The organism is uncultured Xanthomonas sp. (assembly GCF_964278005.1).
Lineage (GTDB): Bacteria > Pseudomonadota > Gammaproteobacteria > Xanthomonadales > Xanthomonadaceae > Xanthomonas_A > Xanthomonas_A sontii.
Window position 1 is genome coordinate 367,144 of sequence record NZ_CAXYKF010000015.1, and the last position, 26,472, is coordinate 393,615.

General features: G+C 69.6%; 24 protein-coding genes and 1 tRNA gene. 13 read left to right on the top strand and 12 right to left on the bottom strand.

Going from position 1 to position 26,472, the window contains the following annotated elements; all coding sequences use genetic code 11:
- Positions 1-101: 101 nt before the first annotated feature.
- Positions 102-758: an energy transducer TonB gene (locus ACHWVH_RS10090; protein WP_394687071.1), complete on the bottom strand. Its 657-nt coding sequence runs from the start codon at positions 756-758 to the stop codon at positions 102-104.
- 131 nt (positions 759-889) lie between these two features.
- On the opposite strand from ACHWVH_RS10090, the gene serS reads away from it, so the two are divergent.
- The 3 genes from serS (at position 890) to ACHWVH_RS10105 (ending at position 3,731) form a co-directional block, all read left to right on the top strand.
- On the top strand, positions 890-2,170 hold the full coding sequence (serS, locus tag ACHWVH_RS10095) for a serine--tRNA ligase (RefSeq protein ID WP_295929993.1): 1,281 nt from the start codon (positions 890-892) through the stop codon (positions 2,168-2,170).
- Positions 2,171-2,550: 380 nt separating this feature from the next.
- Positions 2,551-3,540 carry a LysR family transcriptional regulator gene (locus ACHWVH_RS10100; protein WP_010342573.1) on the top strand — a complete coding sequence of 330 codons (990 nt, stop codon included), beginning with the start codon at positions 2,551-2,553 and terminating at the stop codon, positions 3,538-3,540.
- 101 nt (positions 3,541-3,641) lie between these two features.
- A tRNA-Ser gene (locus tag ACHWVH_RS10105) sits at positions 3,642-3,731 on the top strand.
- A gap of 111 nt (positions 3,732-3,842) precedes the next feature.
- On the opposite strand, the gene ACHWVH_RS10110 is transcribed toward ACHWVH_RS10105, so the two are convergent.
- Entirely contained in the window at positions 3,843-4,763 is a 921-nt protein-coding gene (locus ACHWVH_RS10110) for an AraC family transcriptional regulator (protein WP_394687072.1), read from the bottom strand.
- Positions 4,764-4,844: 81 nt separating this feature from the next.
- Between ACHWVH_RS10110 and ACHWVH_RS10115 the strand changes: the two genes are divergently transcribed.
- The 5 genes from ACHWVH_RS10115 (at position 4,845) to ACHWVH_RS10135 (ending at position 8,827) form a co-directional block, all read left to right on the top strand.
- Positions 4,845-5,591, top strand: a complete 747-nt coding sequence (locus tag ACHWVH_RS10115; protein ID WP_394687176.1) for a DUF2306 domain-containing protein — start codon at positions 4,845-4,847, stop codon at positions 5,589-5,591.
- A gap of 220 nt (positions 5,592-5,811) precedes the next feature.
- Positions 5,812-6,375: a hypothetical protein gene (locus tag ACHWVH_RS10120; RefSeq protein ID WP_295925936.1), complete on the top strand. Its 564-nt coding sequence runs from the start codon at positions 5,812-5,814 to the stop codon at positions 6,373-6,375.
- Entirely contained in the window at positions 6,372-6,950 is a 579-nt protein-coding gene (locus ACHWVH_RS10125) for a hypothetical protein (RefSeq protein ID WP_394687073.1), read from the top strand. The genes ACHWVH_RS10120 and ACHWVH_RS10125 overlap by 4 nt, the downstream gene beginning before the upstream one ends.
- Positions 6,937-7,530, top strand: a complete 594-nt coding sequence (locus ACHWVH_RS10130) for a hypothetical protein (protein WP_295925939.1) — start codon at positions 6,937-6,939, stop codon at positions 7,528-7,530. Before ACHWVH_RS10125 ends, ACHWVH_RS10130 begins: the two co-directional genes overlap by 14 nt.
- Positions 7,523-8,827 (top strand): hypothetical protein, encoded by a 1,305-nt coding sequence (locus ACHWVH_RS10135; RefSeq protein ID WP_394687074.1) that lies wholly within the window; start codon positions 7,523-7,525, stop codon positions 8,825-8,827. The genes ACHWVH_RS10130 and ACHWVH_RS10135 overlap by 8 nt, the downstream gene beginning before the upstream one ends.
- Positions 8,828-8,895: 68 nt before the next feature.
- Here the strand turns inward: ACHWVH_RS10135 and ACHWVH_RS10140 are convergent, their stop codons facing one another.
- The 3 genes from ACHWVH_RS10140 to ACHWVH_RS10150 all read right to left on the bottom strand — a co-directional run bounded on the left by ACHWVH_RS10140 (position 8,896) and on the right by ACHWVH_RS10150 (position 10,856).
- Positions 8,896-9,633, bottom strand: coding sequence for a BPL-N domain-containing protein (locus ACHWVH_RS10140; protein ID WP_394687075.1), 738 nt, complete (start codon positions 9,631-9,633; stop codon positions 8,896-8,898).
- 41 nt (positions 9,634-9,674) lie between these two features.
- The gene (locus ACHWVH_RS10145; protein ID WP_267085693.1) at positions 9,675-10,004 is read right to left on the bottom strand and encodes a hypothetical protein; all 330 of its coding nucleotides are present in this window, start codon (positions 10,002-10,004) and stop codon (positions 9,675-9,677) included.
- Positions 10,005-10,277: 273 nt separating this feature from the next.
- On the bottom strand, positions 10,278-10,856 hold the full coding sequence (locus ACHWVH_RS10150) for a DUF3617 domain-containing protein (protein WP_267103019.1): 579 nt from the start codon (positions 10,854-10,856) through the stop codon (positions 10,278-10,280).
- Between the two features lie 347 nt (positions 10,857-11,203).
- Here ACHWVH_RS10150 and ACHWVH_RS10155 point away from each other — a divergent pair, with 347 nt between their 5' ends.
- Complete coding sequence (locus tag ACHWVH_RS10155; protein ID WP_394687076.1) at positions 11,204-12,391, top strand: DUF2252 family protein; 1,188 nt, start codon at positions 11,204-11,206, stop codon at positions 12,389-12,391.
- Between the two features lie 27 nt (positions 12,392-12,418).
- Here the strand turns inward: ACHWVH_RS10155 and ACHWVH_RS10160 are convergent, their stop codons facing one another.
- Positions 12,419-12,883 (bottom strand): GNAT family N-acetyltransferase, encoded by a 465-nt coding sequence (locus tag ACHWVH_RS10160; protein ID WP_156117192.1) that lies wholly within the window; start codon positions 12,881-12,883, stop codon positions 12,419-12,421.
- 461 nt (positions 12,884-13,344) lie between these two features.
- On the opposite strand from ACHWVH_RS10160, the gene ACHWVH_RS10165 reads away from it, so the two are divergent.
- A complete protein-coding gene (locus tag ACHWVH_RS10165) occupies positions 13,345-13,992 on the top strand; it encodes a response regulator (RefSeq protein WP_026143418.1) in 648 nt (215 codons plus the stop codon).
- 618 nt (positions 13,993-14,610) lie between these two features.
- Here the strand turns inward: ACHWVH_RS10165 and ACHWVH_RS10170 are convergent.
- Positions 14,611-18,150: a ribonuclease E/G gene (locus ACHWVH_RS10170; protein WP_394687077.1), complete on the bottom strand. Its 3,540-nt coding sequence runs from the start codon at positions 18,148-18,150 to the stop codon at positions 14,611-14,613.
- 394 nt (positions 18,151-18,544) lie between these two features.
- Between ACHWVH_RS10170 and ACHWVH_RS10175 the strand changes: the two genes are divergently transcribed.
- Positions 18,545-19,534, top strand: a complete 990-nt coding sequence (locus tag ACHWVH_RS10175) for an RluA family pseudouridine synthase (protein ID WP_043090516.1) — start codon at positions 18,545-18,547, stop codon at positions 19,532-19,534.
- A 51-nt stretch (positions 19,535-19,585) separates the two neighbouring features.
- On the opposite strand, the gene ACHWVH_RS10180 is transcribed toward ACHWVH_RS10175, so the two are convergent.
- From ACHWVH_RS10180 to ACHWVH_RS10195, 4 genes are all read right to left on the bottom strand, one after another.
- Positions 19,586-21,427, bottom strand: a complete 1,842-nt coding sequence (locus ACHWVH_RS10180; protein ID WP_394687078.1) for a DUF3300 domain-containing protein — start codon at positions 21,425-21,427, stop codon at positions 19,586-19,588.
- A 126-nt stretch (positions 21,428-21,553) separates the two neighbouring features.
- Complete coding sequence (gene zupT / locus ACHWVH_RS10185; protein ID WP_394687079.1) at positions 21,554-22,375, bottom strand: zinc transporter ZupT; 822 nt, start codon at positions 22,373-22,375, stop codon at positions 21,554-21,556.
- 85 nt (positions 22,376-22,460) lie between these two features.
- Positions 22,461-22,892 (bottom strand): energy transducer TonB, encoded by a 432-nt coding sequence (locus ACHWVH_RS10190; RefSeq protein WP_152236258.1) that lies wholly within the window; start codon positions 22,890-22,892, stop codon positions 22,461-22,463.
- 5 nt (positions 22,893-22,897) lie between these two features.
- Complete coding sequence (locus ACHWVH_RS10195) at positions 22,898-23,239, bottom strand: 4a-hydroxytetrahydrobiopterin dehydratase (protein WP_017910810.1); 342 nt, start codon at positions 23,237-23,239, stop codon at positions 22,898-22,900.
- A gap of 86 nt (positions 23,240-23,325) precedes the next feature.
- On the opposite strand from ACHWVH_RS10195, the gene ACHWVH_RS10200 reads away from it, so the two are divergent.
- Positions 23,326-23,922 carry an NfuA family Fe-S biogenesis protein gene (locus ACHWVH_RS10200; protein WP_017915596.1) on the top strand — a complete coding sequence of 199 codons (597 nt, stop codon included), beginning with the start codon at positions 23,326-23,328 and terminating at the stop codon, positions 23,920-23,922.
- 13 nt (positions 23,923-23,935) lie between these two features.
- Positions 23,936-25,657, top strand: a complete 1,722-nt coding sequence (locus ACHWVH_RS10205) for a transmembrane repetitive protein (protein ID WP_394687080.1) — start codon at positions 23,936-23,938, stop codon at positions 25,655-25,657.
- 350 nt (positions 25,658-26,007) lie between these two features.
- Here the strand turns inward: ACHWVH_RS10205 and ACHWVH_RS10210 are convergent, their stop codons facing one another.
- Entirely contained in the window at positions 26,008-26,469 is a 462-nt protein-coding gene (locus tag ACHWVH_RS10210) for a cytochrome c (RefSeq protein ID WP_017911097.1), read from the bottom strand.
- Positions 26,470-26,472: the final 3 nt, after the last annotated feature.

Below are 26,472 nucleotides of genomic sequence, written 5' to 3' on the forward strand. Positions count from 1 at the left end.
GCAACTCCGGTGCCGTGGGACGGGTCCAGTGTCACCCAGGACATGCCTCAGGGGTGTCACCCCGATGTGAACGCCGCCCGCGCGTCCGGGCGGCGGTTCAGTTACGGACCCGGCTTGAAGTCGAACGGAATCTCGATGCTGGCCGGCACTGCACGGCCGTTCTGCTGCGCCGGGCGGAACTTCCAGCGGCGCACGGTTTCCATCGCCGCGCGGTCCAGATCGCGCGAGCCGCTGCGCCGGAGCAGGGCCACGCCGGCGGGCGCACCGCTGGCATCGACCTCGACCCGCACCACCACCGTGCCGGCATCGCCACGGCGCAGCGCCGCCGGGGGATAGCGCGGGGGCGGGGTCTGCCCTTCCAGCGGCACCGGGCGGTTGCCCGGTGCCAGCGCGGTGGCTGTGTTGCCGACGGCATCGGGACCGGCGGACGGTGCCGGCGCTTCCGTGGTCGGCGGCGGCGCCGGTGCGGTCTCCACCAGCTTCGGCGCGTCGCCGGCGGGCGCGGGCTTGGCCTGCGGCATGCTGCTGGCGGCGCTGCCGGCGGGCAGCGGCTCGGGCAGCGGCTTCACCTGTTCGGTGTCCTGCTGCACCTGCTGCGCCGGCTGCGGCTTGTAGAAATCGTTGTCCTTGCGTCCGACCAGCCACACCACCAGGAACAGCAGCAGGCCGGCAGCGAAGGCGATGCCGACGATCGCGAGCAGGCGCCGCGGCAGATGCAGCACGATGCCGGACTTGGAGGACGAGGGCGACGTGGACATGGGACTCACCGTAGGGAACCCTTCGATTCTGGCATAGCCGCAGTGAATCGCGCGCCGCGGCGGGCGCGAGTCGGCAAAACCGCGACGGACAGGCGATAATCCCGGGTTCGTTCCCCTGGCACCCCGCGCCCATGCTCGATCCCGCTCTGCTTCGCCAACAGCCCGCCGACCTCGCCGAGCGCCTGCGCACCAGTCGCGGCTATGCGCTGGACGTGGCCGCCCTGGAGGCCCTGGAGGCCGACCGCAAGCGCATCCAGGTGCGGACCCAGGAACTGCAGAGCCTGCGCAACAGCCGTTCCAAGGCGATCGGCCAGGCCAAGGCCAAGGGCGAGGATGCGAGCGCGCTGATGGCCGAAGTGGCCGGCTTCGGCGACGAATTGAAGGCCTCCGAGCAGCGCCTGGACGAGATCCGCGCGCAGCTGGAGACGCTGGCGCTGGAGATTCCCAACCTGCCGCAGGCCGATGTGCCCGCCGGCAAGGACGAGGCCGACAACGTCGAGCTGCAGCGCTGGGGCAGCCCGCGCAGCTTCGATTTCGAGGTCAAGGACCACGTCGAACTCGGCGCGCGCCACGGTTGGCTGGACGGCGAGGCGGCGGCCAAGCTGTCGGGCGCGCGCTTCACCGTGCTGCGCGGGCCGATCGCGCGTCTGCACCGCGCCCTGGCGCAGTTCATGCTGGACCTGCACACCGGCCCACATGCCTACCAGGAAACCAACGTGCCGGTGATCGTCAACGCCGACAGCCTGTACGGCACCGGCCAGTTGCCGAAGTTCGAGGAAGACATGTTCGCCACCGCGCTGGGCGAACAGAAGCGCTACCTGATCTCCACCTCGGAAATCTCGCTGACCAACCTGGTGCGCGACGAGATCGTCGAGGCCGAGCGCCTGCCGTTGCGCATGACCGCGCACTCGCTGTGCTTCCGCTCCGAGGCCGGCAGCGGCGGCCGCGACACCCGTGGCATGATCCGCCAGCACCAGTTCGAGAAAGTGGAACTGGTCAGCGTGTGCCGCCCGGAAGACAGCGCCGCCGAACACGAGCGCATGACCCGCTGCGCCGAAGTGGTGCTGGAGACGCTGGGCCTGCCGTACCGCAAGATGCTGCTGTGCACCGGCGACATGGGCTTCTCGGCCAGCAAGACCTACGATCTGGAAGTCTGGCTGCCGTCGCAGCAGACCTATCGCGAAATCTCCTCCTGCTCCAACTGCGGCGATTTCCAGGCGCGGCGCATGCAGGCGCGCTGGCGCAACCCGGCCACCGGCAAGCCCGAGCTGCTGCACACGCTCAACGGCTCCGGCACCGCGGTCGGCCGCGCCATGATCGCGGTGATGGAGAACTACCAGAACGCCGACGGCTCGATCACCGTGCCAGACGCGCTGCGCCCGTACATGGGCGGGGCCGAGCGGATCGGCTGATCGCTCGGGCCCGGGGCGTCGGCCCCGGGCGCGCCTCGCGTCGCCTTGCTGCGGCGACGCCCTCCTGTCCGTCCCTGCGCTCAGGCAACGTGTCCTGATGCGGGCAGTGCACCGCCTTGCGCCACGGTGGGGCTTCGACCCGGACGGGGCAGGGCGTTCGCATGCATCGCTCACTGCAGGACTCGCCGCAGCGGCGTTCCGCGTGCGCCGAACTCCCGTCCCGTCACTTCGCGCTAGCCCGGTCGGGGTTACCCTGCGACCGCCTCCATCCGTGCCTGAGCCACCGCGCGAGCGCGACCGGCGTCCCTGCAGCGCAAATCGTTGTAGGAGTAGAATGAACCGGATCCGATTGTCCCCATCGTTCTAAATATCGAAAGAACATGCACGACCTCAACGATCTGTACTACTTCGCCATGGTGGTCGACCACGGCGGGTTCGCCGCCGCCGAGCGCGCCCTGGGCATCCCCAAGTCGCGCCTGAGCCGCCGCATCAGCCAGCTGGAGAGCGACCTGGGCGTGCGCCTGCTGCAGCGCTCCACGCGCCGTTTCGCCGTCACCGACCTGGGCATGAGCGTGCACCGCCACGCCCAGACCATGCTGGCCGAGGCGCAGGCCGCGCGCGAAGTGGTCGACCGGCTCAGCGCCGAGCCGCGCGGGCTGGTGCGGGTCAGCGTGCCGGTGTCGCTGGCGCAGATGCAGCTGCCCAAGCTGCTGCCGATGTTCCTGGACCAGTACCCCAAGGTGCGGCTGCAACTGAACATCAGCAACCGCCGCGTCGACATCATCAACGAAGGCTACGATGTCGCCCTGCGCGTGCGCTCGCGCCTGGACGACGACGGCAGCCTGGTGATGCGCAGCTTCGGCCAGGTGCAGGAACTGCTGGTCGCCAGCCCCAAGTACCTGGACCGCGCCGGCCGCCCCAAGGATCCCGAGGAGCTGACCTCGCACGTCACCCTCAGCATCAGCGAGGACGAAGCCCGGCAGCGCTGGGAACTGCACGGCCCGGCCGGCGAAGTGCGCCGCGTCGACCTGCAGCCGCGCGTGGCCGGCTTCGATTTCCCGTTGCTGCAGTCCATGGTCAAGGACGGCTTCGGCATCACCCTGCTGCCCGAGACCGTCTGCGCCGAAGCCGTGCGCAACGGCGAACTGGAAGTGGTGCTGCCGGAATGGTCGCTGCCGCAGGGCATCTGCCACGCCGTGTTCGCCTCGCGCCGCGGCCTGCTGCCGGCGGTGCGCGTGTTCATCGACTTCCTCGCCGAACACCTGCCGCGCCAGATCGAGGCCTCGCGCCTGGACTGCGGCGGCAACTGCCCCGAACGCACCAAGGCCCGGCACTCGACCCTGGGCGCGATGGCGGTCGAGGCGGGTTGATCCAGACGCCGGCCGCGCACGTCGGCCGAGCAAAACCGCCGCGGGCGTGCGAAAATGCCCGCCCTTACCGACGGTTCTTGGTTACCGCCGCGTTCGCAAACGGAGAGATGGCCGAGCGGTTTAAGGCACCGGTCTTGAAAACCGGCGAAGGGTCAAACCTTCCGTGGGTTCGAATCCCACTCTCTCCGCCACACTGGCGGTCAAGGCGTGATGGCGTTTGCGGAGTCCAAGGGTGGGACGCCTGCGTTGATCTAGGGCGGTGGGACCTAAGCAGTGTTTGCGTCCTTAAGACACCCACAGCGTCAGAACTTGGCCGCTATTGATTGCGCGCGATACTGGCTGGGCGATGCATCGAAGTTGCGTTTGAATGCAACCGCGAACGCGCTTTCAGACGAGTAACCGACAGACATCCCGATCGCACCGACCGACAGCGTCGACGTCAGCAGACGATGAGACGCCAGGGCCATGCGCCACCGGGTCAGATAATCCATCGGCGTCTCGCCGGTGACGCGCTCGAAATGTGCGGCGAAGCTGGAGCGCGACATCCGTGCGGCGGCGGCCAATTCTGCGACCGTCCACCGATGGCTGACGTTCGCGTGCATGGCCGTCAGGGCACGATGCAGTGCGGGCACGCCGAGCGCGGCCAGCCATCCCATCTGCTGCTGGCCTGTCTCGAGATGGGCGCGCAAGGCCTCGATCAAGAGCGCCTGCGCAAGGTGTCCAGCGAGCAGATCGCTGCCTGGCCGAGGTTCGCGCAGTTCGACGATGAGGCGCCGTACGCTGGCTTGAAGCGCCGCCTTGTGATCTTGAGACCGGATGTGGACCACCGGCGGTACCGCTGAAAGGATGGCCGCAGCATGTTGGCCGCGCAACGAAAAGAATCCCCCGATGCCTCGACACACCCCGCCGCCATTGAGTTCAGCGACGTGGCCAGGCGGCACCTGTGTCAGGAACGAGATGGCGTCCTGCCACGTCACGGGGGCGCCTGCATACAGCTGCATGGCGGCTCCTCCTTGCACAAGAATCACATCACCCGGTTCCAAGGCGATATGAGAGCGGGCGTCCTGCAGCACGATCCTGCAATCCCCCGAATCGATGGCAAAGCATCGGATGCCGTCGGCTGGTGGGAAACGCAGTCCCCAGTCGCTCCCAGCGTCCAACCCGCGAAATCCATACGAGTCGAGCTGAACGAGGGTGAGGATGTCGGAAAGCGGGTCGGTCATGTCTGGACGATAGCGACAGATGTTTCGACGATCGAACATGGGCTCGGCTGCCCGGCACCGATAGTGTTGCACTTGAAGGACGTGGCGGACATGCCGCGGCTTGAAATCCGGCCCATGGCCGCATTTGTCATTCCAGGGAGCAGCATGATGCATTCGGCGTATCGGTCGCAGGCAAGCACGACAGCGAAATCCAGACGGTCGGGCTATGCATGGGGCGTGCTCGCTGTGTTGAGCGGCATAGTCGCCCTGGTGTCCTATCGCTATCTGTTCGACCGAGGCCCCGTGCCACCTGGGGTCGCAGCCAACCGGCATGTGCATCCATGGTTGATCGTGCACGCGACCAGCGCCGCGACGGCGCTGCTCTGTGGGCCCTTGCAGTTTGTTCGCCGGCTTCGTCTGCGTCACCCGGGGTGGCATCGGGCGACCGGACGCGTGTATGTCGCGTGTTGCATGGTCGGAGGCCTCTCCGCCCTGTTTCTTGCTGCCGGGATATCCACCGGGCCTGTCGCTGGCGCGGGGTTCAGCGCACTTGGAATCGCGTGGATGGCGACAACGGCCATCGCGCTACGCAAGGTTCTGACAGGTCGGCTGGCTGAGCATCGGCGCTGGATGATGCGCTCGTTCGCCTTGACCCTGTCTGCGGTGACGCTGCGTCTTTACCTGCCTTTCTCGACGTTTGTCTTGGGCATCGAATTTGTCGTGGCCTATCGGGCAATTGCCTGGTTATGCTGGCTACCGAATCTTCTGGTGGCCGAGTGGCTGATGAAAGCGCGCCCATCGGCCCTCGGGCGAGATGACGTTAGCCCCGATTTCAAGCGCTCAGAATAGGCACCCGCGTCGTGGGATCCGCGATAAGCGCCTTGTCTCTCGCTTGGAGCATTTGCAAGGTGGTCTGGAAGTAGGATCCACAGTGCGGACGGTATACTGCTTCTCTTCATTCAGTTGCGGGTTGCACGTCTTCGCAACCCGGTGCTACCGTCCGGCCGAGCTTCCAAAAGGGTCACCCGGTTTGGTGAGCAAAGCATCTCTAGGACAGTGGCGGACACGGATGCTGGCCGGGATCGGTGGCATTGCCGCGATCGTGGTGGGGTGGGGCATCGGCCTGTTCGAGGCCAAGGACGTGCCGGTGCCGCCCGCGCTGCAGGCCGGGAAGGACGTTGCCGCAGGCGAATGGTCGCTGCGCTTCGATCACGTAGAGAGCAGCGACCGGTTACCGGATGGCGAGGTGGTGTCGCGCGACGGTCGCAAGGCGATCGTGTTGTATCTGCAGGCCACCAATCGCACCGCGCAGACCAGTGGCTCGCTGGTGCAGGCGGTGGCGTTGAAGGCGCCGCTGCGCGGGGCCGATGCGCGGCCGACTGCTTATCTCTTGCGCGATCGCGCGGCGACTACCGAATTGCAACCGGGTCTGCCGGAACAGATTGCCCTGGTCTGGACCTATCCGGCGACGGAACAGGTGGCTGGGCGCGTGCGCTTCGACATCACCGCCAGGACCTTCAGGGCCTTCGACAATCTCTACGCGCAGCCGATATGGACCGATCCGCATCCGGTCGGCGTCGTGGAGTTGCCGCTTGGCGCAGCGCGTGCCGGCGCACAGGCGGGTGAACCGTGAAGCGGCTGGCCGCCATCGCGGTCCTGCTGCTCGGCTTCGTGCTGCTTGCCGGGATGCGCTGGACGATGCCGCGCTACGAACGCATCACCGGTACGATCGCGGTGTCCGGAGCGCCGGGCAGTTGGGTGCAGACCGACAATCTGGCCGTGAATGCCGGCACGCCGCAGCTCGCGCATACGATCCGCTTCAAGGCGGCGGGCGCGCTGCAGCAGCGCGACAGCGGCGGCGTGTGGCTGGTGGTGCCGGTGCGGTCGAAGGTCGCGCGCGCGACCGCGCGCGTGTACGGCCGGGTCTGGGCAACGCCTGATGGCCGCCGCTACCGCGCCAGCGGCCGCGCGGAGATGGGCGATGCGGTGCTGTCGTCGATCAAGACCCTGCAGCCCGGCTTGGAGCGCAAGGACGTGCTGGTGTTCGAACTGCCGACCGCGCTCGCCAGGGCCGGCGGCACGCTGCTGCTGTCGGAGGACCGCGACCCGCAGCTGACGGCCGAGGCGCAGGTGCGCTATCCGCCGCTCCCGCCCGCAACGGCGGTCACCGATGTGCTCGATCTGGATGCGTTGCATGCACGCCTCTGACCGCGACGTGACCCCGGCCGTTTCCGAGCGGCGCATGCGCTGGCTCGCACTGGCGGCATTGGTGGTGCTGGTGCCGTGCACGATGGCCGCGACCGGCTGGCGCGACCTGCGGGAACTGCTGCATGCGCGCGAATGGCGGCCGGTGGATGTGGCGATGGCGCAGACCGTGGACTACGACGGTGCCGCCGTTCGCCTCGCGTCGGTCGACGTGCTGCCGTTCGAGGCGGGGCTGCCCGCCGATCGCACCTTCGTGCGCACGCGTCTGGCGCTGCTGCCGGGCGCCGCCGGTGCGCAGTGGAACGATTGCACGCTCAAACTGATCGACAGCACTGGCCGATCCTGGTCCGCGATCGATACCGTGCCGGACCTGTTGCAGCGTGCCCTGGCCAAGCCTGGCGAGTCGCCCGGCGTGGCCTGCGATGGACTGGCGGTGTCCGCGGCCAAGCCGGGCGTGCCGTTGGCGATCGACGGCTACTACCTGGTGCCGCGTGCGGTGGCTGCGCAGCTGCACCTCACCGTGAGCACGCGCGGCGGTCGCCCACATTACCTCCGTTTCGCGCGGGGGCAAGGCCATGACTGAGTTGGCGCTGCGCGGCGGGCCGCTGGGACTGATCGGCGACACGCTGCGGCTGTGGTGCCGCTACCTGCCGCAACTGCTGGCCGTGGCGTTGGCCGGCGTGTTGCTCAACGAACTGCTGCTGCAGGCCGCGGTGTGGATCGGCTACCAGAATCGGCTCGCCGGTCTGTTGTCGCTGACGCTGGTGGTACTGGTCAAGCTGGTGATCTTCGTGCTGCTGTTCGAAACGCTGCGCCCGGCCTTGCCGGGGATCGCCAGTGCGGCGCTGGCCGACCAGGCCGACGCGACGACAGCGCAGGACGAGGGCAGGGCGCGCTGGCGTCGCCTGTCGGCGATCGTCTCGCAGGCGCTGGTGCCGTTCTTCGCCTATTACGCCGCCTGGGGGTTTCTCGGCGAGACCATCCGCGCCTACGGACGCGAGGGCTTGGGACAGTTCAATCCGTTCGACCCGACTTACCGGGGATCGCTGTTCGAGGTGTCGGGCGGCTGGTGGCTGGCGGCGTCGGTGGCGCTGCTGTGGCTGATCCGGCGCGGCGCGAAAAAACAGAAGCAGCGCAGCGCGCATCCGGCGTGGAACGTGCTGATCGTGCTGTGCGAGGCCGGCTGGACCTTCGTCGGCATGTACGTGCTCACCGAATGGAAGGGCGGGGTGTTCCGCTGGCTGGCGCATCTGCGCATCGCCGATCTCGGCCAGCAACTGTGGCAGGGCATCAGCCATCCGATCGGCGTCGCGCATGCCGCGCTGCCGGGCGCGGTGGAGCAGGCGCCGCCGGGCGTGGCGGACACGTTGGTGGTGATCTTCTTCTCGGCCTTGTTGCCGGTGGTCTGGCTGGCATTGGCCGCGCTGATCTACCGCTACGACGTGCACAACGCCGAATGGAATGCGCGCGGCAAGTGGTCGAGCAAGGTCGACGGCACGCTGGGGCTGTGGCGGAAGCTGCCAACGTGGTTGCGCGACTTCATCGGCCATTTCTGGGCGGGCACCGTTTCGCGCTATCGCGCTGCGGCCAACAGCGTGCAGTTGGCCGGCGCCACCGGGCTGGCGGCCCTGGTCACCTTGATCGTGCTGTATCGCGCCCTGGACTGGGCCTCGGCCTGGGCCTGGATGGGACTGACCCGGTTGATCGGCCCGCACCCGCAGGTGGTGTGGCAGGCGATCGCCAATCAGCTGTCGGTGGTGCTGGGCACGCCTAGCGACCCGGGCGATGGCATCCTGCCGCAGACGCTGAAGATCTGCCTGCTCGCGGCGACCCTCGAGCGGGCCTTCCGTGCCGGTCGGAGCTGGCGGGCGTTGAAGTAGTCCGCGCCGCCCGAGCCGCGCGCATCGGGCGGTAATGCGTCAGCCGGCGGCGGTCGGCACCGATGGACTCAGGGCTGCGACGCCGGCAGGGCGAACTCGTCGAACAGCGCCTGCAGGACCGGCGTCCTGGGCATCCTGGCCAGCGGGATCTCGGCCTGTTCGAACCAGCTCCGGTCCGCCTCGGGATGCGGACCGCTGAGCACGACGGTGCCGCGGCCGAAGCTGTAGCGCGCCGCGGCCACATCGCCATTGGCGTAGGTGGCGAGCGCGCGGAAGCCACTCTGGGTGCTCTTCGGGAAGTAGGGGCCGTCCTGGAAGAACACGCTGTCGGGGCGGCCCTTCCAGCGAACCGCGACGGCCTCCTCATCGATGGTGGTGACGGGGAAGCCGGGTCGGCCGACCTCGCCATCGAGATCGTCGCCGATCAGGCCCATGTTGGTGTCATCGGCAAGATAGGCGCCCATGCACAGGCCCAGATAGCCGCCGCCCTGCGCGACGAAGTCGCGGATGGCGGCGATCCGGCGCTCGCCCATCGCCTGCAGCGCGGCCGGAATGTCCTGCCCGCCGCCCGGTTGCACATAGATCGCATAGCCGCGCAGGGTGGCGGGCGTGACGTCTTGCGCCTCCTTCGGGCCGATGATGTCGACATTGTGCTGCGGACTCAGTGCCTCGATCGCTTCTTTGGCGGTTTCTGAGCAATCGTCGCAGCCGGCTGCGCCGCGATAGACCGCGACACGGATCGTGGGTTGCGCATTCGCCGCGGACACGCAGGCGAACGCGAGGCAGCACAGCGCCGCCAGTCGCAATGGAAGTTTCATGGTCGGCGCTCCTGGCGCAAGTCGGAGATTCAGTGTTTGTGCGAATGCGGCAATGCGACCAGTCGGTAGTCGCCGTCGCCGATCGACGGCCCGATCTTGCAATCGGTGAGGCGAACCGCCTCCTTGCCGGCCACCATGCGCGGCAGGCAACTGCCGCCATGCGTACAGAACGCGCCGCCCGACGGCGTGTCGCGCGCGATGTCCACCGGCAAGGTCTGGCCCTTGTTCCAGGTGTTGTGCATGTCGTCCTTCACCGTGGCAAGCATCATCGCGTGACAGTCCGGCGCCGGCGTGCGTGCGCTCGCCAGGGCGGGTACTGCGGCCAGCGCGATGATCGTGGCCAGAAGGGTGTTGCGCATGGGTGTCTCCTGTTCGTTGTGGGGCGGCACGGCAAGGACGCAAGGAGCGACGCGGCTGTCGCTGGAGGCGTACATTCGGCCGATCGGCCTGCAACCAGGTATGAACAGGCCAGTGCCTCGCTGCGCAGGCAACTGGTCGGAGGGTGGATCGCGCCGCGGCAAGCGCGGACGCGCGCATGAAAAACGCCGCGACGGGTCACCGTCGCGGCGCTTGGAACAGGACTGGGATGCTTCCAAAAGCGACGCTGGGCGTCGGCATCAGGACAGGCGCGCTCAGCCGGCAGCCGGCGCCTTGGTATCGCCGGCCTTGATATCGCCCGGCTGGCACTCGCCCAGGCGCTTGCCGTCCATCTTCATGTGCGTCTTCATCGACATGCCGCCCGGCAGGCCGGTGATCGTGGAATGCGATTCGGAGGCCATCTCGGTGGCGCTGAAGGTGCCGGTGCTGGTGCCGGCAACCTTGATGTCGCCCATCGTGCAATGCATCTTCGCGTCGATCTTTCCGTCCTTCATGCTGAAGGAGTCGTACACGCAGTTCTTCTGCATCGGCGAAGCGCTGCCGAAGAGGCTGGTGGGATCGTTGATCTGCTCGGCGGTGAGGCAGACCTTGGCGGTGCTCGGCGGCACCTTCGGCATCTGCGGCATGTTGCCGGAGCCGCCGCTGGTCTCGCTGCTCACTTGCTCGACCCGCATCTCCCATTGGCCGGGCTGCAGCTTGGCCGCCTGCACCTTGGCCACGTCGGCGACCGAGGCGTTGGACATCGCGACGTTGTCGCCGTTCTTGTCGCCACCCTTGCCGCAGGCAGCGAGCAGCACACATACAGCAACCGTTGCCGGCATGGTCAGACGCATGAACTTCTCCCTAAGTTATGTGAGGTGCGCGGAGCATAGCCGGGGGCATAATTAAGATGACGTCGACGCCGGGCGCTGCCGTTGGCGCGTGCCTGGTCACGCAGGAGGCGGCGGAGAGGCTGGATCCGACCGCCGCAGGCACGCGCGTCGGCGGCAGAAGAAGCAGCAAACCCCGCGCAATCGCACGCCGCCACCGCGCCTGCATGCGGGGCGTGGCCGCGCGATCCCCGCGATCACTGCGTATGTTGTTCAGGTGCCTGCCGTGCACTGACCATTCCGTTCGGCTCTGCTAGCGTCTGCGCCGCCGCGCGTGACCCCCACGCCATCCGCTCCAGGTCCGACCTTCGATGCCCAGCCTCGCCGAACGTCCCGTCATCCTCGAACGCAAACGCACGTTGAAGATGGCCCGCTCCGCCCACGCCTATGTCCGCGGCAACACGCTCAAGTTCTACGAATGGCTGGCAGCGTCGCCGGCGGCGCGGCGCGTGCCGATGGGACCGGCGATCTGGATCTGCGGCGACTGCCATCTCGGCAACCTGGGCCCGGTCGCCGACGGCGAGGGGCGCGTCGAGATCCAGATCCGCGACCTCGACCAGGGCGTGATCGGCAATCCTGCGCACGATCTGATCCGCCTGGGCCTGTCGTTGGCCACCGCGGCACGCGGCTCGGACCTGCCCGGCGTCACCACGGCGCGGATGATGGAGGCGATGATCGACGGCTATGGCGCCGCCATTGAGGATCCGACCCGCGATCACGCCGGTGCCGAACCCGAGACCGTGCGCAGCATCCGCCGCGAGGCCTTCGGCCGGCGCTGGCGGCATCTGGCCAAGGAACGCCTGCAGGCGGTGGAGCCGCGTATCCCGCTGGGCGAGAAGTTCTGGGCATTGGCGCCGGAAGAGCGCGAGGCGCTGGAGCGGTTGTTTGCCGATCCGGCGGTCGCGCAGATGGTGCTGTCGCTGAAGGGAAAGCCCAAGGATCGCGAGGTGCGCCTGGTCGATGCCGCGTACTGGATGAAGGGCTGCAGTTCGCTCGGCCTGCTGCGCTACGCGGCGATCGTCGGCCTGAAGACCGGCAAGGGCCACTGGTCCTATGCGTTGGTCGATCTGAAGGAGGCGGTCGCCCCGATCGCGCCGGCAGCGCCCGGTGCACGGATGCCGGCGGACAACGCCGAACGCGTCACCGCCGCGGCGCGGGCGCTGTCGCCCTACCTGGGCAGCAGGATGATGCCGGTGCATCTGCTGGGCCGCTCGTTGTTCATTCGCGAACTCTCGCCGCGCGACCTGAAACTGGAAGTCGACCAATTCAATCACGTCGAGGCGGTGCGCTCGGCGCGCTACCTCGCCTTCGTCGTCGGCAAGGCGCATGCGCGGCAGATGAAGCCCAGGACGCGGGCCGCGTGGCTGCAACAGTTGGATGCCGACCGGCGCAAGGCCATCGACACGCCGTCGTGGCTGTGGGAGAGCGTGGTCGCGCTCGCCGGGCATCACGAAGCCGGTTATCTGGAGCACTGCCGCCGCTACGCGTTGACCGCCTGACGGCGACTCCGTGGTGCGCGATCCGTTTCAGCCGCGCGTGAGGTCCAGGTCCAGCGCCATGTCCCAACGGTCCAGCCCCGGGCCGTAGCCGTCCGCCACCACGCGCTCGACGGCGAAGCCGAAGCGTGCGTAGAACGCATGGGTGTGCTGGCTGGTGTCCAGCTCGATCCGCGACAGGCCGGCGCTGCGCCGGCAGGCCGCGAGCCGCGCTTCGGTCAGCGCGCGGCCCAGGCCCTGGCCGTGCAGGCGGCGCTCGACCATGCCCCAACCGAAGCCGGCGACGCGGCCGTCGGCGCTGAGCGCGTGGCCGCCACAGGCCACGACCGCGCCCGCGCGGACGATGACCAAGTAGTGCCAGGCGCCGACGTCGTGTTCAAGGAAGCGCTCGAAGACGGCGCGTTCGCTGCGGTCGAAGAACTGCGGGACGTTGCTGTCGAACAGCGCCAGGCAGGCGGCGCGGTCCTGCATGACGTAGGGGCGGATCGTGTTCACTCGGGCAGTGTGCCGCAGGCGGCCAGGCATGTCGTGGCTGCGCCGCGTGCGGGAGGTCGCATCGGCCATTTCCGACGCGAGTGTCGGAAAATTTCGCGGGGCCTGTCCGGGATCCGCAGTGGGGTGGTGTCCGGAAGCGGGAAGGGGGAGGGTCAGATAATTCTGACGTGAGATCAGGATTGTCCTGATAACGCTTTTCCCGCCGCACCAGCATACTGGCCTCGGCCTGACGCAGGGACCGTCGCGCGCCTTACGGGGAGAGCGCTGGCAGGTCACTCGACCCTGCGTGCCGAGCCTTGAGTAAGCTCGGCAGGGTTTTGATGACGACACGATGACGTTTCGCGAAGTGCAGATGAGCACTCCGTGAAGCGTCGTCGTTTGTCTACGAATTCGTATTGCCCTGAATAATTCACGCAGATAGTCTGGATGGTGCGGTATCCGCTGCGTTGGGGTTATACGAGATGGCCATCAGGGTTTTTCTGGTCGATGATCACGCTCTTGTCCGTACGGGCATGAAGCTGATCCTGTCGAATCAAACGGATATCGAGATCGTCGGCGAGGCCGACAGTGGCGAAAATGCACTTCCGCAGATCCGGCAGCTGAAGCCGGACATCGTCCTGTGCGATCTGCACATGCCCGGCGTCAGCGGGCTGGAAGTCACCGAGCGCATCGTCAAGGGCGACCACGGCACCAAGGTCATCATCGTCTCGGTGCTGGAAGACGGCCCGCTGCCCAAGCGCCTGCTGGAAGCCGGTGCGTCCGGCTATGTCGGCAAGGCCGGCGACGCGCAGGAGCTGCTGCGCGCGGTCCGCGACGTGGCGATGGGCAAGCGCTACCTCGGCGCCAACATCGCGCAGAACCTGGCGCTGGCCAATCTGGAAGGCGGCGGTTCGCCATTCGACGCGCTGTCGCCGCGCGAGCTGGAAGTGGCCCTGCTGCTGACCCGCGGCCTGCGCCAGGAAGACATCGCCAAGCGCCTGAGCCTCAGCGCCAAGACCGTCAACACGCACAAGGCGCGGCTGTTCGAAAAGGTCGGCATCCAGGACAACATCGCCCTGGCGCGCCTGGCCACGCAGTACGGCTTGCTGGATCCGACGCATCCGCTGTAATCGGTGTTGCCTGCCGAGCTGACACGAGAGCGGCCTTCGGGCCGCTTTTGCGTTGTGCTTGCGCCAACGTGCGGACCTGCTCGCAATGGCTCGATTGCGAACCTGTGTCCGCGGGTATCGCCGACGCCCCCGGCACTGGCGCGTGCCGCGGTCGGAATGGCTGGGTGCCGCCGCGGCAGCACTTGGCGAAAGCGATGGAGTAGGGAGTGCGTGCTCTGCGCGAATGCATCGCTCGCGACTGCAGCGATCGCACAACGACGCGGACGTGCATGTGGTGGTGGGTCTTCAAGACACTTCGGTCGCAGCGTTCCGCGCAGCACGTACTGCACGCATCGCGTGTTTTCGCAGGGGCGGCTTCAGCCGCGACCGGCGCATCGGGAAAGCCCCGTCGCGGCTGAAGCCGCTCCTGCAAGGTGATGGTGTGTCTCGTCGAGTCACGGCAAAGCGAGTTTCGCCGTGGCTTTGAAGCCGCTGCTGCTGCGCCGAACAGGACGCGCGAAAGACAGTGCGCGTGCGGACGATCGTCTTGAGCCGTAGCGATGGATGCGCTTGACGGGCGCCCACAAAAAAAGCGGCCCGAAGGCCGCTTCTTTCATGCTGCAACGGCAGGGGCGGGGATCAGCCGCGATCCTTGTGCTCGTCGCTGTCCGCCTTGTCCGCGGCATGCGGCGCAGGCGCTGCGGACTGCGCCGCGGCAGCAGCACGTTCCTTCCGCGCCGCCTCGTCCACAGCCGGGATCTCCGCTTGCGCCGGCGTCGCCGGAGCAGCGACGGACGTTGCGCTGTCGTCGCGTGCCGGCGTGACCGATGCGGCCTCGGTCGACGCTGCGGCCGCTGCCTGACCACTGTGCGGAACCGCCGCCGGCGCCTCGGCGAAGGCGTCGAGCAGGGTGGTCTGCACTGGCGCGTAGGCTGGCTTGGCCGGGGCAGCGTCTTCCGCACGCGGTTCCGCGGGAGCGGTGGGCGTGGCGGCCGGCGCTGCGCTCGGCGCGACGGTGGTTGCCGCCGGCGTGGTCACGCCCGCCGGATCCTCGACGGTGGCCGTGGCATCCGCCGCGTCCGGCTCGGCGACCGGCGCCTTGGCGGCGGTGGCAGTCGGTTGCTCGATGGCGGTGGTGACCGCCTGCGGCTGCGGCGCGACGGCCGGCGTTGCGGGTTCGGCCGGTGCCGCGGCGCGCTCGGTGGCGACGGTTTCCTGCGCGACCGGCTTGGTCTCGGCGACTGCGGCCGCCACCGGTGCGGCCGCGACCACGGTGTCGGCGTGGGCCACGGCGGCATCGCTGACGCCCTGGGCTGCAGCGGCCGGCGCGGTCGGCGCAGGCGATGCGGTCACGGCCTCGACGGGGGCGGCCGGCTGCATCGGTGCGGTGGCCGGCGCAGGCACGGGGTCGGCGGTGATCGGCGCGGGGGCCTGGGCAGCGACGTCGGCCGGTGCCGGTGCACCGACAGCAGCCGGACGCTCGCGACGCGGCTCACGCTTCTCCTGCGGCTCGCGCTTTTCCTGCACGGGCGGCTGCGACTTGGCCGGAGCGGCATCGGTGGTGCCGTCGTCGTCGAAGTCGAACTCCGGCTGGCTGCGGCTCGGCGCCGACGCGCTTTCGCCGTCGCTGTCGCCGGCATCCAGGTCGGCATCGTCCAGGCCGGCGGCATCGCCGGCAGCACCGGCTTCGCCATTGCCACGGCGACGGCGGCGGCCACCGCGACGGCCACGACGGCGGCGGCCGCCGGCATCGCCGGTACCGTCCTCGCCCTCGGCGCCTTCGCCGGCGGGCACGGCCTGCGCGGTTTCGGCGGCGTTTTCGCGTTCATCGATGCTCGCTGCTGCCGCGGTCTGCGCCGGCTGCACCGGTGCGGCGGCTGCCGCGTCGACGGCTGCTGCCGGTTCCTGCGACGCGGCGATCGCGCCACCGGCGACCGCGGCGGCGGCCAGGGTAGTGGCGTCCTGCACCGGGGTCGCCGGTGCGGTGGCGACCGGTGCGGCCTGCTGCTTGGCGACGGACTCCTCCGCACGCGGCTGACGCGGCGGCTTGTCGCCCTGCACGGCGGCCTGCGCCGGCTCTTGCTGCGGCTTCGGCTGGCGCGGCGGGTTCTGCGGCTGCTGCTGCTTCGGCGGCTTGGGCTGCTGCGGCTGCTGCTGTGGCTTGGCCTGCTGCGCGGCCTGCTCGTTGCGCGGCGCCTTGGGCTGCTGGTTCTGCTGCCCGGCCGGCGCGGCGGCGCCGTTGCCGGCGCGGCGCTCGTCGCGGCGCGCGTTGCCGCTGCCGTTGTTGCCGTTGCCACGCGCGGCATTGCCGCCCTGGCCGCCGTTGCGGTTGCCGTCGCGGCGCGCATTGCGGTCGTGACGATCGCCACGGTCGTTGCGGTTGCGGTTGCCGTCCTGCGGGCGCTGGCGCTGGGCCGGCTCGGCCGGGGCCGGGGCCGGGGCCGGGCTGTCGCCGGCGCCGAAGATGCGCTTCAGCCAGCCGACCACGCCGGTGGCCGGCGGTGCGACCGGGGCCGGCGCAACCACGGGCGCCGGTGCCGGTGCGGCCACCGGTTCCTCGACCACTTCGCGCACCGGGGCCGGCTGCGAGTGCTTCACATTGGTCACCGCGGGCGCCGGGATGTTCAGCTGCGCCTTGGTCAGCGCGTGCACCGGCAGCTTGCGCGGGGTGCCGCGCTGGTAGCTGGGCTTGGTGCTTTCCTCGCCCAGCTCGTTCTCGCGCAGGCGGGTCACTTCGTAGTGCGGGGTGTGCAGTTGCTCGTCGGCGACGATCACGATCGGCGCGTCGTGGCGCTTCTCGATCTCGCTGAGCGCGCGGCGCTTCTCGTTGAGCAGGTAGTTGGCGATCTCCACCGGGGCCTGCACCAGCACCTGCCCGGTGTTCTCCTTCATCGCGTGCTCCTCGGCGACGCGGATGATCGACAGCGACAGCGACTCGACGCTGCGCATGCGGCCGTGGCCGTCGCAACGCGGGCAGACGATCTGGCTGGATTCGCCCAGCGACGGACGCAGGCGCTGGCGGCTCATCTCCAGCAGGCCGAAGCGCGAGATGCGGCCGATCTGCACCCGTGCGCGGTCGTACTTGAGCGCGTTCTGCAGGCGGTTCTCGACCTCGCGCTGGTGCTTGTTGGAGGCCATGTCGATGAAGTCGATCACCACCAGGCCGCCGAGGTCGCGCAGGCGCAGCTGGCGCGCAACCTCTTCGGCCGCCTCCAGGTTGGTCTGGAACGCGGTGTCCTCGATGTCGCTGCCCTTGGTGGCGCGCGAGGAGTTGACGTCCACCGCGGTCAGCGCCTCGGTCTGGTCGACCACGATCGAGCCGCCGGACGGCAGGCGCACGCTGCGCTCGTAGGCGGCTTCGATCTGCGACTCGATCTGGAAGCGGTTGAACAGCGGGATGTCGTCGGTGTAGTGCTTGAGCTTGCGCAGGCTCTGCGGCATCACCTGCTGCATGAACTCCTGGGCATCGCCGTACATCTCGGCGGTGTCGACCAGGATCTCGCCGATGTCGGCGCGCAGGTAGTCGCGCAGGGCGCGGATGATCAGCCGCGATTCCTGGTAGATCAGGAACGGCGCCGGCTTGGCCAGGGCGGCCTCGGCGATCGACTTCCACACCTGCAGCAGGTAGTCCAGGTCCCACTGCAGTTCTTCGGCATCGCGGCCGACGCCGGCGGTGCGGATGATCACGCCCATGTCGTCGGGGATGTTCAGCTTGTCCAGCGCTTCCTTCAGCGCGGCGCGGTCCTCGCCCTCGATGCGGCGCGAGACGCCACCGGCGCTGGGCGAGTTCGGCATCAGCACCATGTAGCGGCCGGCCAGGGAGATGAACGTGGTCAGGGCCGCGCCCTTGTTGCCGCGCTCTTCCTTGTCCACCTGGACCACGACTTCCTGGCCCTCGCGCAGCAGTTCGCGGATCGTCGCCTTGTTGTGGTCGACGCCGGCCTGGAAGTAATCGCGGGAGATTTCCTTCAGCGGCAGGAAGCCGTGGCGCTCGCCGCCGTATTCGACGAAGGCCGCTTCCAGCGAGGGTTCGAGCCGGGTGATGCGGCCCTTGTAGATGTTGGACTTCTTCTGTTCCTTGGACGGCTGCTCGATGTCGATGTCGTACAGGGTCTGGCCGTCCACGATGGCCACACGCAGTTCTTCTGCCTGCGTGGCGTTGATCAGCATTCGCTTCATTGTTGCGTTCCTCGCGCTGCTACCGCGCGGAACGCCATGGGGTTTCGCTTCTGGTCACGCTTCGTCGCCCATCGCGCAGGCGCGGGGTGGGCGTCTTGGGTTTCCAGCGCTACGACACCACGGCGAGCCGCGGGAGCGCTTCTTGCTTTTAGGTGGTTCAGGACCGGCGGCGACTCCAGCCAGGCTGGGCGCCGCACGGGGCATGTTCAGCGCGGACGCTTGCGGCATCCGGCGATGGCCGGGTAGGCCGGTGAGCCGCTAACATGGCCGCCCCGGGGGCGGTGGTCGCGCACTGTGCCGGAATCGTCGTAAGCCGGGCTTCTGGCCCTCAACTAACTTCCAACGAAATCAAACCCTTATCTCGCCCCCCGAGTGTAACAGAATAAACTGCCTGATGACTTCCCCCCCGATCCCTCCAAAGCCGCGCGATGTCGCGACCAGCGCGGTGCGCATTCTCAAGGTCCCGGAAGACAGGGCCGGACAGCGCGTAGACAATTTCCTGCTCGGCCAGCTCAAGGGCGCGCCGCGCAGCCTGATCTACAAGCTGATGCGCAGCGGCCAGGTGCGGGTCAACGGCGGCCGCACCAAGGCCGAGCGCAAGCTCGAGGCCGGCGACGAGGTGCGCATCCCGCCGGTGCGGCTGACCGAGGAGGGCGAGAAGAGCGCGCCGCCGGACGCGTTCATGGCCCGGCTGGAGGCGGCGATCGTCTACGAGGACGCGCGGCTGCTGGCGCTGAACAAGCCATCCGGCGTCGCCAGCCACGGCGGCAGCGGAATCAGTTTCGGCGCCATCGAGACGCTGCGTGCGCTGCGTCCCAATCAGTCGCTGGAGTTGGTGCACCGGCTCGACCGCGACACCTCTGGGCTGCTGATCGTGGCCAAGAAGCGCTCGGCGCTGACCGAATTGCAGGCGCTGATGCGTGAGGACGACCGGGTCCAGGGCCGCGGCATCAGCAAGCGCTACCTGACCTTGCTGGTCGGGCGCATGCCCGACGGCACCATGAGCGTGGACGCGCCGCTGCACATCGGCCTGCGCCAGGGCGGCGAGCGCCACGTGCAGGTGAACGCGGCCGGCAAGCCGTCGCTGAGCCACTTCCGGGTGCTGGAGCGGCGTGGCGGGCATTCCTATTGCGAGGTGCGGATCGAGACCGGTCGCACCCATCAGATCCGCGTGCACGCCCAGCATCTGGGACATCCGGTCGCCGGCGACGACAAGTACGGCGATCCGGCGGTCAACAAGCGCCTGCGCGAACAGATCGGGCTCAAGCGCCTGTTCCTGCATGCCGCCTCGCTGGAATTCAGCCTGGACGACGGCAAGACGCCTTATCTATTGAATGCCCCGCTGGCCGACGAACTGGCCGAAGCGCTGAACCGCCTCGGCTGAGGCGAGGCTCCTGAACCCGGGAGCGGCATCGTGGCCGCCCCCGGATCGTGCTCAGCTCTCGTGGTGGTCGTGATCGTGGTGCCCGTCGTGGTGGGCGGGTGCCGGGCGTTGTGCCGGATGCGACTCGGCCGGCCGCGGCTCGGGCATGCGCGGTGGCGGGGAGAAGCGGGCCACGCGCTGCTCCTGGCGTTGTTCCTGACGCTGCTCCTGGCGCGGTTCCGGCATCGGCGCACGCATCGCCTCGCGCGGCATCTGCGGCGCGCGCGCCTCGCGCTCGGGCGCCGGCGCATGCCAGGCCTGCGCGCGCGGGGCTTCGCTCGGCAGTGCCTGGCGCGGCGGCTCCGTGCGTGCCATCTCGCGGGCGAAACCGGACGGCTGCATGCCCGGGTCGCCGCGCCGCGGCGGTTCCGCAAAGCGCGCTTCCGGCATGCCGCGATTGGCGATGGCCTCGCGCGGCGCCTGGCTGGGCGTCAGCGCCTGCGGTACCGGGCGGCCATGGAACTGCGGGACCGGCATCGCCGGAGCCGCGCGCGGCGCGTTCGGCTGGGCCATCGCCACGCTGCGTTGCGGAGCCGCGGCATGCTGGGCGAAACCGGGCAGCAGGCGCTGCTCACGTGCGGCGGCCATGGCCGCTGGCGTGCCCGGAGCCGGCAGGCGCTGCACCGGCGGTGGCATCGCTGCCACCGGGCGGCCGGCCTGCAGCATCTGGCTGGTGAAATGCGGCATGGTCTGCGGCATCGCCGGGGGTTGGGCCCGCGCGGGTCCGAACGCCGCTGCCGGCGCACGCGCCGACATCGCCGCGGCGGCCATCGCGGCGCCCGCCGGCGCACGCGCGCCAGCGAAGGCCTGCTGCCCGCCCGGACCGCCCATCGGCGCGGCCGGCGGCGGCGCACCGCGGTAGTCGTTGTGCACGTAGCTGCGGTTGTCGTAGTGGTTGTTGATGATGGTGGTGCGCGGCGCGTACACGCTGTTGCGGTAGACCACGTAGTTCGGCGCCGACGGCGGCGCGTTCCAGTTCACCCCCCAGTTGTTCCAGCCCCAGCTGTGCCACGGCGGCGCCGGTTCCAGCCAGCCGAACACGCTGTGGTGGTGGTGTTCGAGCGCGTCGCCGACCAGTACGCCGACGCCGAAGGAAATGATGCCGGCGGTGACCAGGTCGCCGGTGTCGTAGTAGGGGCGCGGCGGGCGATAGCGGTACTCGCGGTAGACGTTGACCGGTGCGCCGTAGACCACGTCGGGGTCGTAACGCGGCACGTAGACCACGTCCGGCTGCGCCGGTTCGATGACGATGGTGCGGGTCGGCGGCGGCACCGCGTCGGCGTAGGCCGGGGCCGGTTCCACCACGGTGCGCTGCACCACCTGCACGCGTTGCTGCGGGGTGCTGCGCAGGTGGCCCTGCGCCTGCGCGCGCTGGCGCATCACCTGCACCGCGTCCAGCACCTGGTTGGGATCGTGGGCATAGGCGTCGCCCAGCGCGCGGGTCCAGTCGCCGTTGCCGGCCAACTGGTCGACCACGTCGGGGAAGGCGGTCAGCGCCTTGACGCTGGGGTCCCAGGGTTGCGCCGCGGCCGCCTGCAGGCGGTCGGTGGCGGACAGGGTACGGTTGTTGCGCAGCCAATCCTGCGCGGACACCACCTGGTCCGGATACACCGAGGCGGCCAGGGTCTGCGCCAGCAGCTTGTCCGGAAACAGCGCGATCGGCGCGACCAGTTGATAGAGCTGGTCGGCGGTCGGGGCCACATAGGGGGCAGGTGCGGGTGCCGCGGCCGGGGCCGGCGCATCGGCCTGGGCCGCAGGAGTGGGCGTGTCCTGCCGCTGGCAGGCGCCCAGCGCCACCACGCTCAGTGCGGTGAACAGGGCCAGCCTGGCCGGGGGCAGGGGACGGAGATCCATGCGACACCTCATCGAGCGGGGCGAAGGTGGCCGCAGCATGCGCCGCCTTGGGTGTCTGCGACCTTTCTGCGCAGCGCGCTCGCGCAGGCCAGCGAGCGCGCGTTCAGCCGGCGTCGGCCGCTGCCATCAGACCGGTGCGGACAGTCGGAACAGCACCAGGCTGAGCGCCAGCGTGGCCATGCCTGCGACCAGGCCGTACACCGTCTCGTGCCCCTGTGCGTAGCGCTTGGCGGCCGGCAACAATTCGTCCAGGGCCAGGAACACCATCACCCCGGCGATCAGCCCGAACACCGCACCGAACACCGCCTCGGACAAAAAGCGCGCCAGCGCGACGTAGCCGATCAGCGCACCGATCGGCTCGGCCAGGCCGGACAGCAGGCTGGCGGCGAAGGCATAGGACTTGCGCCCGGTGGCGTAGTGCACCGGCACCGCGATGGCGATGCCTTCGGGGATGTTGTGCACGGCGATGGCGAAGGCCAGCGGCATGCCCACCGCCGGGCTCTCCAGTGTGGCGAAGAAGGTGGCCAGGCCTTCGGGGAAGTTGTGCGCGGTGATCGCCACCGCGGTGAGCAGGCCGACGCGCTTGACGTAGGCGCGGTTGTCGTCGCGGAACAGCGGATCGCGGCTGTTGAGGCTTTCGTGCGGATTGGGCACCAGCCGGTCGATGACCACGATCAGCACCATGCCGGCCAGGAATGCCAGGGTGGCATAGGCCTGGCCCAGGCGCGGATCGAAGGCGGCGCTGAAGGCGGTGATCGACTTGCCGAGGATTTCGGTCAGCGACACATACACCATCGCGCCGGCGGAGAACGCCAGGCCGAAGGCGAGCAGGCGCGGATTGGGTCCCTTGCTGAACAACACCAGCACGCTGCCCAGGCCGGTGGCCAGTCCGGCGCCGAGGGTCACGGCGAGCGCGACCAGGACATTGTGCAGTGGGATCTCCAGCATGCGCCGGCGGCTCCGAGGAAGAGGCGTCGATCAGACCCGGCGCGGTGCCGGTGTCGCGTGAAGGCGCGCGGTGCGCGCCTGTGGCTCAGCCGGCCTTGTGCGCCTGCGCGTCCAGCGCGAAGCACCGGTCCGGGCGCGGCTGCGGCGGATTGAAGTTGACCGGTACCTGGATGGTCCACGGCACCGCCTGGCCGTTGCGGGTAGCGGGATTGAAGGTCCAGCCGCGCACCGCTTCCTGCGCCGAGGCGTCGAGCTTGGCCTGGCCGCTGCCGGTGACCACGTCGACTTCGGTGGGCTTGCCCTGCACGCCGACCACCACCTTCAGCACCACGGTGCCGCCGATGCCGGCGCAGGCCACGTCGATCGGGTAGTCCGGCGGCGGTGTCTTCACCGCGGCGACCTCGGTCGGCGGCTGGGTCACGGTGTGTTGCTGGGATTGCTGGGATTGACCGCAGGCGCTGAGCAGCACGGCGCTCAGGCAGGCCAGGGGGAGCAGATGGCGGGCGGTGGCGGTCATCGTGATCATTCCGGAAGGGCGGACGCCTTGGCGGCGCAGATGAAGTCGTTCTCGCTGAGGCCACCGACGTCGTGGGTGGAATAGCGCACCACCACGCGGTCGTAGTGCACGCCCAGGTCGGGGTGGTGGTCTTCGCGGTGCGCGATCCAGGCCAGTGCGTTGACGAAGGCCAGGGTGCGGTAATAGTCGGGGAAGCGGAAGGTGCGGCTGATCGCGTTGCCGTTCTCGACCACTTCCCAGCCGGGCACCTGCGGCAGCAGTTCGGCCAGGCGCGCCTGGGTCAGTCTGTATTCGCTGCCCTTGCAGGGCGAGCAATGGGCCTGGGCGAGCGGGATCAGGTCGTTCATGGAAGGTCTCTGCGGTGGAACGGACAGGGCCGGTCAAGATACCGCCCGCGATGAGCGCAGGGCGTGGAAGGGTCTAGAATACCCGCATGATCCAGATCTCAGACAACGCACAGGCCCATTTCCGCAAGTTGCTCGAACGCGAGGCCGTGCCCGGCATGGGCGTGCGCCTGAGCGCGGTCGATGCCGGCACCCCGCGTGCCGATGCGCGGCTGGAGTTCGCCGAGCCGGCGGACCTGGCCGGCGACGAATGGGCGATCGATTGTGACGGTTTCACCCTGTACGTGGCGGCCGACAGCGTCGGCTGGCTCGACGGCGCCGAAATCGACTACGTCACCCAGGGCACCGGCCAGCAGCTCACCATCAAGGCGCCGAAGATCAAGGGCGAAGCCCCGGGCGAGGCGGCCTCGCTGGTGGAGCGGGTGCGCTGGGTGGTGGAGAACGAGGTCAATCCGCAGCTGGCCCAGCACGGCGGCCGCGTGGCGGTGCAGGAAGTCTCCGCCGACGGCGTGGTGCTGCTGCGCTTCGGCGGCGGCTGCCACGGCTGCGGCATGGCCGACGTGACCCTGAAGCAGGGCATCGAGAAGACGCTGATGGGCCGCGTGCCCGGGGTGACCGCGGTACGCGACGCCACCGACCACGACAGCGGCAGCGCTCCCTACATTCCGCGCGATTCGGCCGCCTGACGTCCCGCTGCCGGTGACGCGCGCCACCGACATCCTCGATGTGTTGTTGGCGCGCACGCCGCGCAAGCTGCTGCGCGATCGCCGCACCGGCCTGCCGTATGCATGGGCGCACTGGATCGCGGCGCAGCCTGCGCTGCCGCGGCCGTTCGCGGCCCCCGAACTGATCGCGGCGATGCCGCTGGCGCAGCCGCCGGCGACCCTGCGCCTGCCGGCCTTGCCGCTGTGGCAGGCGTTCCGCCGGCTGTGGTGGCAGCACTGGGATCCGGCGCCGTACGACCAGCGCTGGTGGCGGCGCATCGCCGTGCTGCTCAGCCTGCTGCTGCATCTGCTGTTCGCCATCTTCCTGCTGTGGGTGGCGTTCGTGCGCTGGCTGCCGCCGCTGACCGATGCGGACCAGGCTGGACGCGTGCAGGTGGAATTCGTCGGCCGCGGCACGCCCGCCGAGAGCGGCGGCGGGGCGCCGGCCGAAGCGGCCGCATCCACGGAGGCGACGTCGCCGACCCCGCCGCGTGCGCAGCGCGCCGTGTCGCGTGCGAGCCCGACGCCGCCGGCCGCTGCAGCGCCCGCGCCTGCACCGGCCGCGGAGCCAGCGCCGGCTCCGCCGGTGCCCGCGCCGACCACGGCCAGTGCGCCGCCACCGCCGCCGGTTGAGCAGCCGCTGCAGGTGACCGAAACGCCGACGCCCACCCGCGACTTCGTACTGCCGCCGCCACCGCGCGCGCGTGTCCCGGTGACGCCACCGCGCGCGGTGGTGCCGCCCGACGTGCAGGTGCCGGTGCGCGAGGTCGAAGTGGTCACCGACGTGCCGACCGTGGCGCAACTGCGGCCGCGCGACATCGCGGTGCCGCGCCCAGTCGCACCGCAGGTACAGGTGCGCGAACGGGAAGTGCCGACACCGCTGCCGCAGGTGCAGGTTCCCGCACCACAGCTGCGCACGCCGACGCCCACGCCGGTGTTGCGCAGTGCGGACGTGCCGCAGGTGCGGCAGATCGAAGTGCCGGCGCCGAGCACCGCCACCGCGAGCGCACCCACGCCGGCACCGGCGGCGGCCCCGGCCGCAAGCTCGGACACGACGCCGGCGAGCGTGCCGACCCCGCAGCCGGCGCCGGCCGGCACTGCCAGCGCTGCGGCCAGTGCGACTGCCAAGCCGACTGCGCCCGCGGCCGGCACCGCGCCGCCCGGCAGCCAGGCCGTGAGTCCGGGCAGCGGTCCGGCGCCGGTCGCACGTGACGGCAGCTGGGCCACGCCGCAGCGCGGCGACGACTGGGGCGCGGCCGCACGCAACCGCCCCGGCGATGCCGGTGCCGGCGCCAGCAAGGGCGGCGGCCTGTTCAATGCCGACGGCAGCGTGCGCCTGGCCGATGGCCGCGGCAACGACCAGGCACCGGCGCGCAGCGCGCCTGGCTCGGAGACCGACACCTGGACGCGCGAGCGCATCGAAAAGGCCGGGGAATGGCTCAAGCGGCCGCCGTACGACTACACGCCGACCTCGTTCGACAAATACTGGCTGCCGAACGCGACGCTGCTGGAAGAGTGGGTGCGGCGCGGCATCAAGTCGGTGAAGATCCCGATTCCGGGCACCACCAGCAGCATTTCCTGTGTGGTCTCGATTCTGCAGGTGGGCGGCGGCTGCAGCATCACCGACCCCAATCTCAACGAGCAGCCGGCTGGCGCGCGGCCGCCGCCGAACGTGCCGTTCAAGCGCGAGCTGCAGGAAGACAACGGCAGTCGCTGAGTGGTGGGGTACCCGCCCGCTCACACATGCGGGCGCCGCACATCACCAGCTGCGGCACACGCGGACCGGGCGCGGTTTGGTCCGAGTGGACGACTTCAGCTGGCACGGCGTTGCCTGCGAGGGCTCATCGCGGATGAAGCCGCTCTTACGTGTGTGCCTCACGTCGTTGGATAGGGTCGAAGCGCCACCGGATCGCGCACCACGCGAAAGTGGCGGCGAGCTGGTCACGCGTCGATGGCGGCGCATCCGGAGCACGCGCTGTGCGCGGTCCCGTCGCCGCTGCTCGGCGCAGCCTGGTGCAGGCGACCGCGCGCGTCATGTGGCGTGCGAGGTCCCTGCGCGCCGTGCGCTCAATTCACGCCGTGCAAATCGCGCAACTGGCTGCTGCGCGAGCCGAAGTAGGCCGCCAGGTCGGCGATGTCCTGGTCGCTCAGCTGCGCTGCCTGCGGGCTCATCAGCGGATGCGTGCGGGTGCCGCCGCGGTAGGCCTGCAGCGCGTGTGCCAGGTAATCGCCGTACTGGCCGCCGAGCTTGGGATAGGTCGGGTCGATCGGCGCGTTGCCGTCGGCGCCGTGGCAGTCGATGCAGCTCTGCCCGGTGGCCTTGCCCTTGGCGTGGGCCAGCTTGTCGCCGGCGTCGATGCGCCCGCCGGGCAGGCCGGCGGAGGAGCCGGAACCGTGCTCGCCGCTGGCGTGGCCAGGGTCGCCGGCGGATTTGCTGGTGGATTCCACCTGCGATTGCGAACAGGCCCCCAGGCACAGGGCGGCAAGCAGGACGAGGGCGGGACGCAAGGCGTGCGCGGCGTTCGGCATGGG